Annotated in this window: 14 protein-coding genes; 2 read left to right on the top strand and 12 right to left on the bottom strand. The window is 39.2% G+C overall.

All coding sequences use genetic code 11. From position 1 onward, the window contains the following. Positions 1 to 48: 48 nt before the first annotated feature. The 9 genes from rbfA to EUBDOL_RS01065 form a co-directional block, all read right to left on the bottom strand. Positions 49 to 387, bottom strand: a complete 339-nt coding sequence (rbfA, locus tag EUBDOL_RS01025; RefSeq protein ID WP_040462832.1) for a 30S ribosome-binding factor RbfA — start codon at positions 385 to 387, stop codon at positions 49 to 51. A 13-nt stretch (positions 388 to 400) separates the two neighbouring features. Continuing rightward, positions 401 to 2,239: a translation initiation factor IF-2 gene (infB, locus tag EUBDOL_RS01030; protein WP_004797620.1), complete on the bottom strand. Its 1,839-nt coding sequence runs from the start codon at positions 2,237 to 2,239 to the stop codon at positions 401 to 403. 8 nt (positions 2,240 to 2,247) lie between these two features. After that, positions 2,248 to 2,541, bottom strand: coding sequence for a L7Ae/L30e/S12e/Gadd45 family ribosomal protein (locus EUBDOL_RS01035; protein ID WP_004797622.1), 294 nt, complete (start codon positions 2,539 to 2,541; stop codon positions 2,248 to 2,250). Then, complete coding sequence (gene rnpM / locus EUBDOL_RS01040) at positions 2,534 to 2,797, bottom strand: RNase P modulator RnpM (protein WP_004797624.1); 264 nt, start codon at positions 2,795 to 2,797, stop codon at positions 2,534 to 2,536. Before rnpM ends, EUBDOL_RS01035 begins: the two co-directional genes overlap by 8 nt. 17 nt (positions 2,798 to 2,814) lie before the next feature. Beyond that, complete coding sequence (gene nusA, locus EUBDOL_RS01045) at positions 2,815 to 4,461, bottom strand: transcription termination factor NusA (protein WP_004797626.1); 1,647 nt, start codon at positions 4,459 to 4,461, stop codon at positions 2,815 to 2,817. Positions 4,462 to 4,476: 15 nt separating this feature from the next. Then, on the bottom strand, positions 4,477 to 4,941 hold the full coding sequence (locus EUBDOL_RS01050) for a ribosome maturation factor RimP (RefSeq protein ID WP_022420504.1): 465 nt from the start codon (positions 4,939 to 4,941) through the stop codon (positions 4,477 to 4,479). Between the two features lie 300 nt (positions 4,942 to 5,241). Continuing rightward, on the bottom strand, positions 5,242 to 5,412 hold the full coding sequence (rpmF, locus tag EUBDOL_RS01055; RefSeq protein WP_004797630.1) for a 50S ribosomal protein L32: 171 nt from the start codon (positions 5,410 to 5,412) through the stop codon (positions 5,242 to 5,244). Positions 5,413 to 5,427: 15 nt separating this feature from the next. Continuing rightward, positions 5,428 to 5,946 (bottom strand): YceD family protein, encoded by a 519-nt coding sequence (locus EUBDOL_RS01060; RefSeq protein WP_004797631.1) that lies wholly within the window; start codon positions 5,944 to 5,946, stop codon positions 5,428 to 5,430. Between the two features lie 117 nt (positions 5,947 to 6,063). After that, positions 6,064 to 7,002, bottom strand: a complete 939-nt coding sequence (locus EUBDOL_RS01065) for an alpha/beta fold hydrolase (RefSeq protein WP_050750066.1) — start codon at positions 7,000 to 7,002, stop codon at positions 6,064 to 6,066. A gap of 120 nt (positions 7,003 to 7,122) precedes the next feature. Here EUBDOL_RS01065 and EUBDOL_RS01070 point away from each other — a divergent pair, with 120 nt between their 5' ends. Both EUBDOL_RS01070 and EUBDOL_RS01075 read left to right on the top strand, forming a co-directional pair. Next, entirely contained in the window at positions 7,123 to 8,220 is a 1,098-nt protein-coding gene (locus EUBDOL_RS01070; protein WP_004797634.1) for a tRNA(Met) cytidine acetate ligase, read from the top strand. Then, positions 8,220 to 8,774, top strand: coding sequence for a YdcF family protein (locus EUBDOL_RS01075; protein WP_050750067.1), 555 nt, complete (start codon positions 8,220 to 8,222; stop codon positions 8,772 to 8,774). Before EUBDOL_RS01070 ends, EUBDOL_RS01075 begins: the two co-directional genes overlap by 1 nt. Positions 8,775 to 8,808: 34 nt before the next feature. Here the strand turns inward: EUBDOL_RS01075 and EUBDOL_RS01080 are convergent, their stop codons facing one another. Genes EUBDOL_RS01080 through EUBDOL_RS01090 form a run of 3 tightly spaced genes read right to left on the bottom strand, consistent with a single transcriptional unit; the run spans position 8,809 to position 13,230 of the window. Next, positions 8,809 to 11,010, bottom strand: a complete 2,202-nt coding sequence (locus EUBDOL_RS01080) for a RelA/SpoT family protein (RefSeq protein WP_004797638.1) — start codon at positions 11,008 to 11,010, stop codon at positions 8,809 to 8,811. Between the two features lie 30 nt (positions 11,011 to 11,040). Next, positions 11,041 to 11,553 carry an adenine phosphoribosyltransferase gene (locus EUBDOL_RS01085; protein ID WP_004797640.1) on the bottom strand — a complete coding sequence of 171 codons (513 nt, stop codon included), beginning with the start codon at positions 11,551 to 11,553 and terminating at the stop codon, positions 11,041 to 11,043. Positions 11,554 to 11,568: 15 nt separating this feature from the next. After that, on the bottom strand, positions 11,569 to 13,230 hold the full coding sequence (locus EUBDOL_RS01090) for a single-stranded-DNA-specific exonuclease RecJ (protein ID WP_004797642.1): 1,662 nt from the start codon (positions 13,228 to 13,230) through the stop codon (positions 11,569 to 11,571). Between the last annotated feature and the right edge of the window lie 100 nt (positions 13,231 to 13,330).

A 13,330-nucleotide genomic window follows, 5' to 3' on the forward strand; every position in this document is an offset into this window, starting at 1 on the left:
CACATCATATTGTGCGTTTTTATCTGCATCATAAGCAATCAGCTTATACTATTTATGCAACTCTTTAATAATATTTTCAATCTTATTTCCTTTTTCTAAAGAATCATCAATTAAGAAAACAAGAGAAGGCACCTTACGTATTGTCATACGTTTTGCTAATTCACTGCGAATAAAGCCTTTTGAACGCTCTAACGCCTTCATACCGGCTGCTTCACGTGCTTTCTGTCCTAAAAAGGAAACATATACCTTTGCAATTGATAAATCACCGCTAACAACCACATCGGTTATCGTAATAAAGCCAATCTTGGGATCCTTTAATTGAAATTGAATGATTTCCGATACTTCTTTTTGAATAATCCCAGCAATCTTTTCCGTTTTTAACGTCATATTATCACCTATATTATTCTGCATCTACCTGCTGATTTTCGTATGCTTCAATGATATCATCAACCTTGATATCGTTAAAGTTTTCAATTGTTAATCCGCAGTCAAAACCGCTTGTAACTTCCTTTGCGTCATTCTGGAAACGTTTCAAAGAGCCTAGCTTACCAGTATAAACAACAACCCCATCACGAATCAAACGAACTCCGCATTCCTTACGAAGTGCACCATCGGTAACCATGCAGCCTGCAATCGTACCGATCTTGCTAGCTTTGTATAATTGACGAACTTCTGCTTGCCCGATAACAACTTCTTCATATACCGGTGCAAGCATACCCTTCATCGCATTTTCCATTTCCTCTAAAGCCTTATAAATAATGTTATGCAAACGAATTTCAATGCCTTCTTCTTCCGCCTTCTTGCGTACTAATGCACTCGGACGAACATTAAATCCGTAAATAACCGCACGTGAAGCACTCGCTAACAAAATATCCGATTCTGTAATTGCTCCTGCAGTGGAACGAATAACATTAACCTTTACTCCCTGAACATCAATTTTTTCCATGCTCGCTTTAACTGCTTCCGCACTACCTTGCACATCGGCTTTAATAATAACATTTACATCTTGTACTTCTCCCTCTTCGATTTGACGAGCCAAATCATCTAAGGACATTGCACTTGATGCATTACGTTCTTGATCAATACGTTTGTATAAACGTGCTTCGGCAATCTGACGTGCTTTCTTATCACTTTCAAATACCTTAAAGATATCACCGGCAATCGGAACATCGTTTAAACCGATAATTTCAACTGGCATGGAAGGAAGCGCCGTTTTAATCTCTCGACCACGATCGTCCGTCATTTTACGAACCTTACCATAAGCAGTTCCGACAACAACCGCATCTCCTGTATGCAAAGTACCGCTTTGAACAAGCAATGTTGTAACCGGACCTCTTCCCTTATCCAACTTAGCTTCGATTACACTTCCGACTGCAAGCTTATCCGGATTCGCTTTATAATCCTGTACTTCCGCTACAACCAAAATCGTTTCTAATAATTCATCAACGCCCATACCGGTTTTGGCTGAAATATTCGCATAAATCGTATCGCCGCCCCATTCTTCCGGCATAAGCCCAAGCTCACTCATTTCACTTACCACACGATCACGGTTAGCTTCCGGCTTATCCATCTTATTGACTGCTACGATTACAGGAACACCAGCTGCTTTCGCATGATCAACTGCTTCCTTTGTTTGTGGCATAACACCGTCATCTGCAGCAACAACGATAATAACGATATCGGTAACCTTAGCTCCACGCGCACGCATAGCTGTAAAGGCTTCATGCCCCGGTGTATCAAGGAAGGTAACCTTCTTTCCGCCTACATTGACCTGATAAGCACCGATATGCTGCGTAATACCGCCAAATTCACCTTGTGTTACATGTGTCTTACGAATCGTATCCAACAAGGTCGTCTTTCCGTGATCAACATGTCCCATGATTGTTACAACCGGCGGTCTCCCTACTAGCTTATCTGAATCTTCCTCTTCTTCTAACAGTTCTTCAAAATCGGTTTCATCTACAACCACTTCCTTTTCACATTCCACATTGAATTCCATACAAATCAATTCAATCGTTTCATCGTCCAAGGAAGAATTGATGGTAACCATCGTTCCCATCATAAATAGCAGCTTAATAATTTCACTCGCATTGCGATTCAATTTTTCCGCTAATTCTCCCACCGTAATCGGGAGGCTATACGTAATTTCCTTTACTTCCACACGAGGTGCCTTTGGCGCAAAGTTCCCCTTGTTGTTTCCCTTACGATTTCCTTTTCCTTTTTTTTGTTGTCTTGCCATATAATCACCTAGCCTTTCAAGCAAGTATGAAGCTTTTGCGCAAAACCTTCATCTAATATAACAATGAATTTGCGATTTCTTTGTCCAATCGCCATATTCATTTTGTCATCGTCCATATACACATATCTCACATGATAATATGTGCATTTATCTACTAATTTTTTATGAGAATTTTCTCCGATATCCGCACTCATAATTACAAGCTTTGCTTTTTTAGCACGAATATCCTTCATTCCGCTATCTCCGAAGGACAATTTGCGTGCCTTAGCCGCAAGTCCCAATAAGCCTTGCACATCATTCATGTGTTTGAAACATCTCCGTTAAGGCAACATATAATTCCTCCGGAATCTCACATTCCAAGGAGCGTGCCAATGCTTTTCTTTTCTTTGCAATTTCAACGGCTTCCACACTGCGCTTAAGATATGCTCCACGTCCGTTCTTTTTCCCCGTTTCATCAATTTCAACAGTTCCCTGTGGTGTACGTACGATACGGATCAATTCTTTTTTTGGAAGGCTTTCCATGGTAGCGACACATCTGCGCATCGGTATCTTTTTCATCAAGCATTCCTCCCTGCTTAATCTTCATCGTAATACTTATCGTATTCATCAAAGTCGATGTCATCGTGAATCCAATCGTTTTCTTCCTCTTCAAGCTGCTTACGTTCGATTTCTTCCAATTCTTCCTCAGAATAAATCGGTTTCATACCATAATCAATATCCTTCAAGTTAAAGGTTGGTTTACGTTCTTCCTTATCATCATTTTTCTTATATTTCGCTTTTGTGATTGGTTTTGCTTCCTGACGATTGGAAGCATCTGCCAAGCTTTCAAACTTCGACTTATATTCTTGTTTTTCCTTTACATTCAAGCCTTCGGATTTCTGCTTTTCTTTCGCTATACGTGCAGCTTCTTCCAAATCGCTTTCCTGCTTTTCTTCCATTGCTTCCTCTACAATTGGTGCTTCTACCTTACTTGTTTCACTAACAGCTTCTTCTTCAAGCTCTGTTTCTTCTTCATAAACAGATTCATCAAAAGCAACTCCGGCATCATCTAAGGTAAGTGCTTCTTCCTCTTTCATCTGTTCAAAGCGTTCCTGCTGTGCAGCTTCTTTTTCTGCCTGCTGTTTTGCTAAATATTCAGCGCGATAACGCATTGCGGCATCTTTCCAATCAATTCCCATTTCATTGATATCACTCTCTGATTTGATATCAATCTTATGACCTGTTAATTTCACTGCTAAGCGCGCATTTTTTCCTCGTTTACCGATAGCTAAGGACAGCTGATTGTCCGGTACAACTACTAGCAAACCATCTTTTCTTGCTTCATTAGGAATAACTGCCAATACCTCAGCTGGAGAAAGTGCGTTTTTGATAAGCTCGCTAACATCATCGCTCCATTCGAAAATATCGATCTTTTCACCTTTTAATTCATCAATAATAACCTGAACACGTGTTCCTCTAGGACCGATACAAGCCCCAATCGGATCAATGTTTTCATTATGAGAATAAACTGCCATCTTGGTACGTTCTCCTGCTTCACGGGCAATGGCTTTAATTTCGATAATTCCCTGATAGATTTCCGGCACCTCTTTTTCAAACAAGCGTTTTACAAGAGTCGCGTCTGCACGTGATACAAGCACCTGTGCGCCCTTCGTTTCCTTATTAACCTCGCTGATCACTACACGAATCATGGATCCTTCACGATAGGTTTCATTAGGGATCTGCTGATTTTTCGGCATAATCGCAAGTGTCTTTCCGATATTAACCACACAGAATTTTTCTTCAACCGATTCAACGGTACCAAAAATCATTTCTTCTACCTTATCGCAATATTCTTCATAGACTGCCAGCTTTTCAGCCTCACGTATTTTCTGCTTCATTACGTTTTTGGCAAGAATTACCGCTGCCCTTCCAAAATCGGCAATATTGACTTCTTCTTCCACAACATCACCAAGCTCCAAGGCTTCATTGATACGCTTCGCATCATTTAAAGAAATTTCCAACTCATCGTCCTCTACCGTTTCCACAACTGCACGCTGTTGGAAAACTTTAATTTCTCCGTTTTCATCATCTACCGCCACACGAACCAAAGCATCGGGAATTTCAATATGCTTACGAAATGCCTTTGATAATGCTTCCTGTAAAGCATCTACAACGATTTCCTTTGATAATTGACGATCACTTTCAATCGCCTGCATCGCTGTCATAAAATCATTTAACTTCATTTTCTATATTCCTTTCTAAATTTTTACCGATAAACGAATAAGCGCAATATTTGCTATTTCAATTTCTGCCTTTTTCTTTACTGCCTTATCCATATACTGTATAAGAATGCTGTTTTCCTCACAAGAAAGTAAGGTTCCTTTCACATCACACATACCTGCTTTAGGATCTTTTAGCTTTACATATACAAACTCTCCGATTGCATCTTTAATCTGTTCATAGGTTTTCAACTCACGTTCCGCTCCCGGTGAACAAACCTCTAAAAAATATTCGCTTTGAATAAAATCTTCTTCATCAAGCTTCGCGGATATTTTTTCTGACACCTCCGCACAGGTATCAATGTCCATGGTTCCATCTTTGCGCATAATGGCAATCTGTAAAATTTTATTTTTTCCTTCTTGATGCCACGCTACATCATACAGCACAAGCTCATCGCCAAGAACATCACTTACAAGCTGTTTGATCTTTTCGTTATGCTCCATAACATTCTCCTTTTTAAATATAATGAAGGAGTGGGATCTCCCACTCCTTGTTTTCTTCTTTAATATAACACTAATCCGCATACTTCGCAAGGCTTTTTCACGGAAAAGCTTATAGATTGTACATTTTTTATAGCTGTTGCACCTAAAACATAAACATGACCTATATTGCTACTAGACAAAATAAACAATCCATAAGTATTTCACCATCTTCCATGTACCGTAAACTCACACTTTATCAATGTAAAAAAAAGACAAATGGCTAATCACCACTTGTCTCCATCACTGTATTTTTACAGTTCTTTATTTTTCAACGATTGTTTTTCCGTTGTACTCACCGCATGCACACATCTTGTGAGGAACCTTGTATTCACCACAAGCAGGACATTTTACCAATGTTGGCGCAGCTAATTTGTAGTGAGTTCTACGTTTTGCTTTTCTTGTTTTTGAACCGCGTCTCTGCTGAACAGCCATGTTAGCACCTCCTACTTAATCTTCTAATTTAAATTCTTTCAATTTCGCTAAGCGTGGATCAATCTCATCTTTTTTCGATGCTTCATAATCCTCTTCTTTGACAACTTCCCAGCCGTCACCTTTAGGATACTCTTTCAGTCCCTCTTTGACTACTTTCAACGGAACCTCCATGAGTATCAATTGAAAGATCACCGGCAATAGCTCTACGACATCACCTTTTACTTCGTGTATATCTCCATCATCACATTTTTCGAAGGAGAACACTTCCAAAGATTTTGTATGGAAATCATATTCTACATCTTCAAGAGTTATAGAACACGGCACTATCATCACGCCTTCAATATCCAAGTGAGCATATACGCGATCACTGGAACTATCGTAATGAACATTTCCTGATACCGTAACATCGTGTAATCCTCTTATCTGCGTCATTTTCGCAAATGCTGCAGGTTCAAAATCAATGCTCTCGTCAAATGAAATCGTCTGATTTTCAGCCTGTAATATTTGCAATCTGGACCACTTCAAAAGAATCACCTCGTTGTCTAACCTATCTCATTATAAGAAAAACTGCACATAAAGTCAAATATTTCTTACAACGTAGGCTTATATATTAAACCATATTTTCCCTTAATTGAAAAGACTTTTTTAATTTTAATTGTGCTTTTTCAACACTTTTTCTACAATCCAATCATAGATATATTCATAAACCATGTCTGCGTCCTTCTCTAGCAAGATCTCATGACGCAGCTTATCGAACAGCTTATGCTCCATATTCATATACCCGATGTCCTGTAAAAAAGTATATGCTTGGCAAAATTTTCCCTCATTTATAATACATGGGTCATCACTTCCAGCTATAAAAACAATCGGCAATTTTTTATTCAAGCACTTCCACCCGACACGATCATAAACCTCTATCATCAATGAAAACAAATTTTTAAAGCCATTGAGTGTAAAAATAAAGCCACACAGCTCACAGGCATCATAGCGCTTTACATTTTCCTGATTTGCACTCAACCACGCATTTCGGCTTCCTTCATTAACAAAGCGCCTTTCATAACCCGAAAATGCCAAATGCTGAATAAGCTTGCTGCGATAATGGTCGGATTTTATCTTTTCCAATAGCTTCACAAAGCGAAGTGCCAGTGGGGCAAGCGGATTTTTACTTGGCGATCCGCATACAATCAGTCCATCAATATCTTCATCGAAGCGTTTGCTGTATGCACGTACGACTAAGGAGCCCATACTATGTCCAAACAGCACATAGGGCAGCTTTGGATAGGCTTGCTTTATAAGCAGTGTTAACTGATGGGTATCTTCGACAATATACCTTCCGCTTTCATCATAAAAATATCCTAAATCCTCTTTGCTTCTGATACTTGCCCCATGCCCGCGATGATCCATGATCACACTCATAATCCCATGTTTAGCTAAAAAATCCATAAATTTCAAATAGCGCTCTTTATGCTCCGCCATGCCATGAGCAAGCTGAACAATTGCTTCAATTCTTCCCTTTGGTTTCATCAGCATAACACTTAATTCCAAGCCATCACATGCCGAAGCCATGGTAAATGTCGTATATGTATGCATAGCGTTCCCTCTTTTCTATTTCTATTTTATCATAGTTTTCTACACAAACCATCATTTCATGGCAATAAGGATATATAATGTGCGAATCTTATGGTATAGTAATAGCTAGTGAGGTGCGATATGAAAATCTGTGGTATTGTTTGTGAATATAATCCCTTCCATAACGGGCATGTCTATCATATCCAAAAAACGCGCGAGATTACCAACTGTGAACTGTTGCTATGTGTTATGAGTGGTAATGCAGTGCAGCGCGGAGAATTTGCGATTGCGGACAAATGGACACGTGCTAAAGCTGCGATAGAAGCTGGCTGTGATTTGGTTATCGAGCTTCCCTATCCCTATGTGGTACAACGTGGCGATCGTTTCGCTCATGGCGCTTTACGTATTTTGGCATTAGCCGGCGTACAGGAACTTGTTTTCGGCAGCGAAAGCAACGATCTCCATCTGTTACAGCAAATGGCAAAAGATTTAGAAAAGAGGTCCACTGTTACACAAAAGGATATCAGCTATGCCAAAGCCTTGGAAAACACCTTGAATGATAAGCTTTCCAGTAACGATATGCTCGGTGTGTTTTATATCCAAGAAGCAAAACAATATGGTATTATCCCTCATACGCTTCAACGTACCAATCAATATCATGATGTTAGCTTACACTCTTCTATTGCAAGTGCAACCGCAATTCGTAAAGCCTATTTAGAGCATCGTTCTATTCAAGACTATACTCCTATGAAAACCGATAGCTTTCATGAGCATACATGGAATGATTATTATAGCTATTTGCAAATGTTCTTAGCTACTGCAGATAACAAGCATCTTGCCTCTTTCTTTCTTATGGACGAGGGAATCGAAAACTTATTTAAAAGACAAATTCAACATCCAACCTTTGATGACTTTCTATCTGCATGTATATCCAAGCGTTATACACGCACAAAAATCCAAAGAACACTGCTGCATCTTTTAACCCAAACCACAAAGGCGGAAATCAATGCACTTGCGCCAATCTCTTATTTACGTCCACTTGCCTTTAATGCTAAAGGACAAGCATATTTACGTACATTATCTAAGCAAGGAATAACCATTGCTTCACGTTTTAAAGATATTCCAATGCCTTATCGTCAATTAGAAATGCGCTCAACAATTGCTTACGCATATCCATTTGATGCTGCCAAGCGTCAACATATTCTTCAACGTGAGCGCCTGTCAGCGGAGGTTTTATGATGATAATCATCATTTGTCTTTTCTTTCTTTTTGCCAGTTGTTATCCCTACCATCGCTTTCCCTTATACATACAACAAACACATCAAGGCTATGATGTCTGTATCGTTTTAGGAAGTCCCTCCAATACAGACGGTTCCTTATCTCGCATACAAAAGCAGCGTATGGATCATGCAATTACATTGTATCAAAAAGGGAGTATTCAAAAGATACTAATCAGCGGCGCAGCAGTTGCCAACTGCTTTATAGAAGCTGAGGTAATGAAAGACTATGCCATCGCACAAAACGTACCCGAAAAAGATATCCTTTTAGAGAAGTATGCAAAAAACACCTATGAAAATCTAAAGTATGCAGCAGACCTATGCAATAAGCATCACTTTTCAAAAACCATCATAGTAACTAGCGGCTTTCATATTCGTCGTGCCGGATTCTTTGCTCAAAAGTTTCTTACAGATTTCACCTTTTATCCCGTATCAGAAAAAGAAAATCAAAGATATTTTATTACAGAATATTTACGTATGTGGAATACCCTTTATTATGAATGGAAATTAAAATAGCCCGACAAATGCCGGGTTATTTTTTTAAAATATACTATTGTATTACACGTTCTACATCTAATACACTGTTTACTTTACGTAAATTTGCACACAATGTACGCAAATGCTCGGCATCACTGACAACAACTGTCATTTTTGTTGTAGCACTGATTCCATCTTCATTAACAGAGGAATCCACATGCTGAAGCCCTGCCTTACATTGTGATACAACCGTTACAATATCACTTAACAAAAAGTTGCGATCGGTAGAACGTACAACCAGCTTTACCTCATACGTCCGCTGTTCTCGATTTTCGTCCCATTCTACATCAATAAGACGAGCTTTTTCGTTTTGAATATTCGGACAATCACGACGATGCACTTTGACTCCCTGTCCTTTGGATATATAGCCTACTACCTCATCACCAGGAACAGGAGAGCAACAAGCAGCAAGTGTAATTTTCATCGAATCCACACCCTCAACACGAATGCCGGATTGAGAAACCTTGTGCTTACGATCCTGTCGATTAAACATTTTCGCAAGTTCCTCATTATCCAAGGGAATGCTCACCTTATGCTTTACCAAGCGCTCGATGACAGCCGCAATCGTTACTTGTTTTGCGCCAATACCATACAACAAATCTTGATAAGAATTGTAGCTTAACGAAGCAGCTACCTGCGACAACTTTTTATTATCCATATACTGTGAAGCATCTAAGCCACGTTTTTTCAGTTCCTCACTCAGCAATTCCTCTCCTTTTTTCACATCTAAGCTGCGACGCTCGCTTTCCTGTTTTTGAAAGAAAGAGCGAATCTTATTTCTGGCATGGGCCGAACGTACGATTTTTAGCCAATCCTCACTTGGTCCACTGGATTGCTTGCTCGTACGAATACTCACAACATCGCCGGTTTTCAGAACTGTATTTAATGGAACAATAACACCGTTGATAGTTGCGCCAACCGTATGATGACCAATTTCCGTATGCACACGATAAGCAAAGTCAATCGGCGTAGCTCCATTTGGCAAGGCAATTACTTTTCCCTTTGGTGTCATTACATATACATTTGCCTCAAAAATATCCTTCTGCAAAAGGTTCATATATTCCAAAGCATCATCATTGACTTCATCACTCATCACACTGAAATCCTTGAACCAATGCAGCTGTTCTTCGATTTCCTTCTGTCTGATTTCTTTTCCACCATACATACTTTCTTTATAGCGCCAATGTGCCGCAATACCTTGTTCGGCAATTTCGTCCATTTTTTCAGTACGAATCTGTACCTCAAAAATATTTCCGTCATCAGCTACGATGGTCGTATGCAAGGATTGATACATATTTACCTTCGGCATTGCGATATAATCCTTAAAGCGTCCGGGAATCGGTCGATATTTCGCATGAATATAGCCTAAGATTTCATAACATGCACTATCGGTATCCGTTACGATTCGAATGGCTAACAAATCTAAAATTTCTTCAAAACGTTTGTTTTTTGTTACCATTTTCTTATAGATGCTATAAAGATGCTTAGAGCGCCCGAAAATACGATATTTAATATGATGTTCCTCCATCATAGCACTGATATCCGCAATCATACGCTGTACCTGTTCATCTCGCTCTGCCTTACGTTTTTCTACAAGCTTCGCAATTTCATAATATTTTTCTTTTTTCAGATATTGAAAGCTCAAATCTTCTAACTCGTTTTTAATATCGCTGATACCTAAACGGTGAGCAATCGGTGCATACACCTCTAAGGTTTCATTGGCGATTTTTTGTTGTTTTGCACTTGGCATATATTGCAGTGTACGCATATTATGCAATCGATCTGCCAGTTTCACCAAGATTACCCGAACATCTTTTGCCATAGCAATAAATATCTTACGATGATTGCTGGCAAGATATTCCTTTTCATCTTGAAATTTAAGATTGCTGATTTTAGTTACCGATTCAACTAGGGTTGCTACTTCTTCTCCAAACAGCTCACTAACTTCTTGTTTGCTGACATTGCAATCTTCTACCACATCATGCAAAAAGCCTGCCGCAATCGTTTTCGGTCCGGTTCTAAGCAAAGCTAAAATATATCCAACTTGAATGGCATGGATAATGTATGGCTCGCCGCTTTTACGAAATTGCCCGCAATGATTTTTTTCCGCAAATAGATAGGCTCGCGTAATAAGATCGATATTTTCTTCTTTTTTGATGTATTTTTTTACTTCATCAAGCAATTCATGAAAGGTTACAACCTTTTTGCTTACCATACGCTCACCACCCCCTCTTTCTTTTATTTTTTAAAACTTCAGCATGGTTAAAACATCATAATCCTTTAGTAATTCTCTACCTTTCAATTCTTCTAATTCAATCAAAAATGCACAGCCTACAACCTCAGCACCAAGTTCTTCCATCATTTGAATGGTTGCCTCAACTGTTCCTCCGGTTGCCAATAAATCATCAATAATTAAAACACGCTGTCCTTTTTGGATATCCTCCTTATGAACATGCAGCTCATTGCTTCCATATTCCAAATCATAGGAAACAGACAAAGTTTCTCTTGGAAGCTTATTGGGCTTACGGATAGGTACAAATCCAATACCCAACTCATAAGCAACCGGACACCCGAAAATAAAGCCTCTTGATTCCGGTCCGACAATAACATCGGCATTTACCTTTTTAGCAAATTCAATCATTGTTTGGCAAGCCTCACGAAAGGCCTCTCCATCTGCCATCAATGGTGTTACATCATGAAACAAGATTCCCTCTTTAGGAAAATCGGGAATGTGTGCAATTTTATCATATAAATTCATAGCTCTGCCTCCTATTTATTCTACAGTTTTATTTATTATATCAAATTCTATTTCATTTTGCATCTGCTTATCAAATGCTTCTACCACAAATAAGCTAACATTTCGCTTTTTCAAAAAGGTATTGATACGTAAATTTCCTAAAAGAGAAAGCTGTGCACCTTCACTCAAGCATTCCTTCATATCTTGGCAATTAAAATACATAGCTTCTACATCATTTTTTAAAAGCCATTTGCGATGAATCCCCTTTTTCAACAGCTTTTCTTCTAAAATATCCTGATTTTGTAAGAAAAACAACGGTTCCTCAAAGCCGTTTCCAAATGGCGCAAGCATACTGAGACCTTCTACCTCCTGCATGGAAATTTCTTTGCTATCCAATGCTACTGCCTCATATACTATTTCTTTTTGCAGCTGAATATCTTTCATACGATTATTTACATAATCCTGAATATTTTGTTTTTTCTCAAAAGGAAAGCCAATACCTGCCGCAGCTACATGACCTCCATAAGCAGTAAGATCTTGTTTACACCCTTGAAAAAAATCAGTTAAATCCAACAGCTTTCCACTGCGGATACTACCTTTAAATGTATGATCACGCAAAGTCGCAACCATGACCGGCTTTTGCAATTCCTCTTGCAGTTTACCGGCAACGATTCCTACCATTCCTTCATGAAAGGACTCATGAAACAACAATTGAAAATCATATTCATCATGAACTAGAGAGCGTGCAGTTTCTACCATTTCATCGCTCATTGCTTTTCGCTTATCGTTAAGATCACAGATTTGCTTTGCCATACGTGAAATATCCTCTCGATTATGAAGAAGCAAATAGCGAACGGTATTATTCGCATTCGCTAAGTCCGCTAAGCGACCGGTAGCATTCAGCTTCGGTACGATTTGAAAAGCAATTAAGGTTTCATTCCACCGCGGATAACGATCGTTGGCTAGCATTTGGATAGGTAAAGCAGCCCCTTTGCGCAGATATTGCAAACCCAGTTTGATAATCGCTCTAGTTTCCTTTTTCACCGTCATGACATCTGCAATCGCCGCAACGCACGCATAAACAATGTGCTCCTCAACATCACCAATCAAAGCTCTGGCAAGAGTCAAAGCCACTCCTGCACCACTCAAGGTAGAAAACTGCTCTCCCATCAGTTGAGGGTGTAGTAAACAAAAGCAAGGAAAGTCCTCCTCCATAGCATGATGATCACTTACGATCACATCTAGCTCCAACTCTTTTGCCTTTTTTAAAGCATCAAAAGCCTTTACTCCATTATCTACGGTGATCAATAAGGAATAACCTTTTTGTTTTGCCATTTCCACAGTATGAACTTGTAATCCATAGCCCTCTTTGAAACGATTGGGAATATAAAAGCCGGCATTCACACCATAGCGTTGTAAAGCGTCTACCATGATTGCTGTGGCACAAATTCCATCGGCATCATAATCTCCACAAACCAACACCTTTTCTTTTTGCTGCTTAGCAAGATATATCCGATCCGCTGCTTCTTGAATCCCCTTCGCTTGAAAGGGATCACTTAAAATCGGAGAAGCTAACAGTTCCTTAATTTCTTCATCACAAAGCTGCTTACTAGCCAATACCTTGGCTGCCAGATATGGTAAATGAAAGTTTTGCTGTATATCCAATTGACGTTTGCTGTCTAGTAATTTTATCCTCATTCTTATCACCGCGTATTATCATATCATATTTTATTACCTTTGGAGTTGATAACACTCTTTTTAAATGATAAGAAAGCCTAAGAAAAGCAATTCGGCTTTG

This window comes from Amedibacillus dolichus DSM 3991, assembly GCF_000154285.1.
GTDB classification, from domain to species: Bacteria; Bacillota_I; Bacilli_A; order Erysipelotrichales; family Erysipelotrichaceae; genus Amedibacillus; species Amedibacillus dolichus.

What these genes read in the sequence shown, in the direction of transcription:
- rbfA (WP_040462832.1), bottom strand. Translation starts at nt 387, where the DNA reads ATGACGTTAAAAACGGAAAAGATTGCTGGGATTATTCAAAAAGAAGTA.
- infB (WP_004797620.1), bottom strand. Translation starts at nt 2,239, where the DNA reads ATGGCAAGACAACAAAAAAAAGGAAAAGGAAATCGTAAGGGAAACAAC.
- EUBDOL_RS01035 (WP_004797622.1), bottom strand. Translation starts at nt 2,541, where the DNA reads ATGAATGATGTGCAAGGCTTATTGGGACTTGCGGCTAAGGCACGCAAA.
- rnpM (WP_004797624.1), bottom strand. Translation starts at nt 2,797, where the DNA reads ATGAAAAAGATACCGATGCGCAGATGTGTCGCTACCATGGAAAGCCTT.
- nusA (WP_004797626.1), bottom strand. Translation starts at nt 4,461, where the DNA reads ATGAAGTTAAATGATTTTATGACAGCGATGCAGGCGATTGAAAGTGAT.
- EUBDOL_RS01050 (WP_022420504.1), bottom strand. Translation starts at nt 4,941, where the DNA reads ATGGAGCATAACGAAAAGATCAAACAGCTTGTAAGTGATGTTCTTGGC.
- rpmF (WP_004797630.1), bottom strand. Translation starts at nt 5,412, where the DNA reads ATGGCTGTTCAGCAGAGACGCGGTTCAAAAACAAGAAAAGCAAAACGT.
- EUBDOL_RS01065 (WP_050750066.1), bottom strand. Translation starts at nt 7,002, where the DNA reads ATGCATACATATACGACATTTACCATGGCTTCGGCATGTGATGGCTTG.
- EUBDOL_RS01070 (WP_004797634.1), top strand. Translation starts at nt 7,123, where the DNA reads ATGAAAATCTGTGGTATTGTTTGTGAATATAATCCCTTCCATAACGGG.
- EUBDOL_RS01075 (WP_050750067.1), top strand. Translation starts at nt 8,220, where the DNA reads ATGATAATCATCATTTGTCTTTTCTTTCTTTTTGCCAGTTGTTATCCC.
- EUBDOL_RS01080 (WP_004797638.1), bottom strand. Translation starts at nt 11,010, where the DNA reads ATGGTAAGCAAAAAGGTTGTAACCTTTCATGAATTGCTTGATGAAGTA.
- EUBDOL_RS01085 (WP_004797640.1), bottom strand. Translation starts at nt 11,553, where the DNA reads ATGAATTTATATGATAAAATTGCACACATTCCCGATTTTCCTAAAGAG.
- EUBDOL_RS01090 (WP_004797642.1), bottom strand. Translation starts at nt 13,230, where the DNA reads ATGAGGATAAAATTACTAGACAGCAAACGTCAATTGGATATACAGCAA.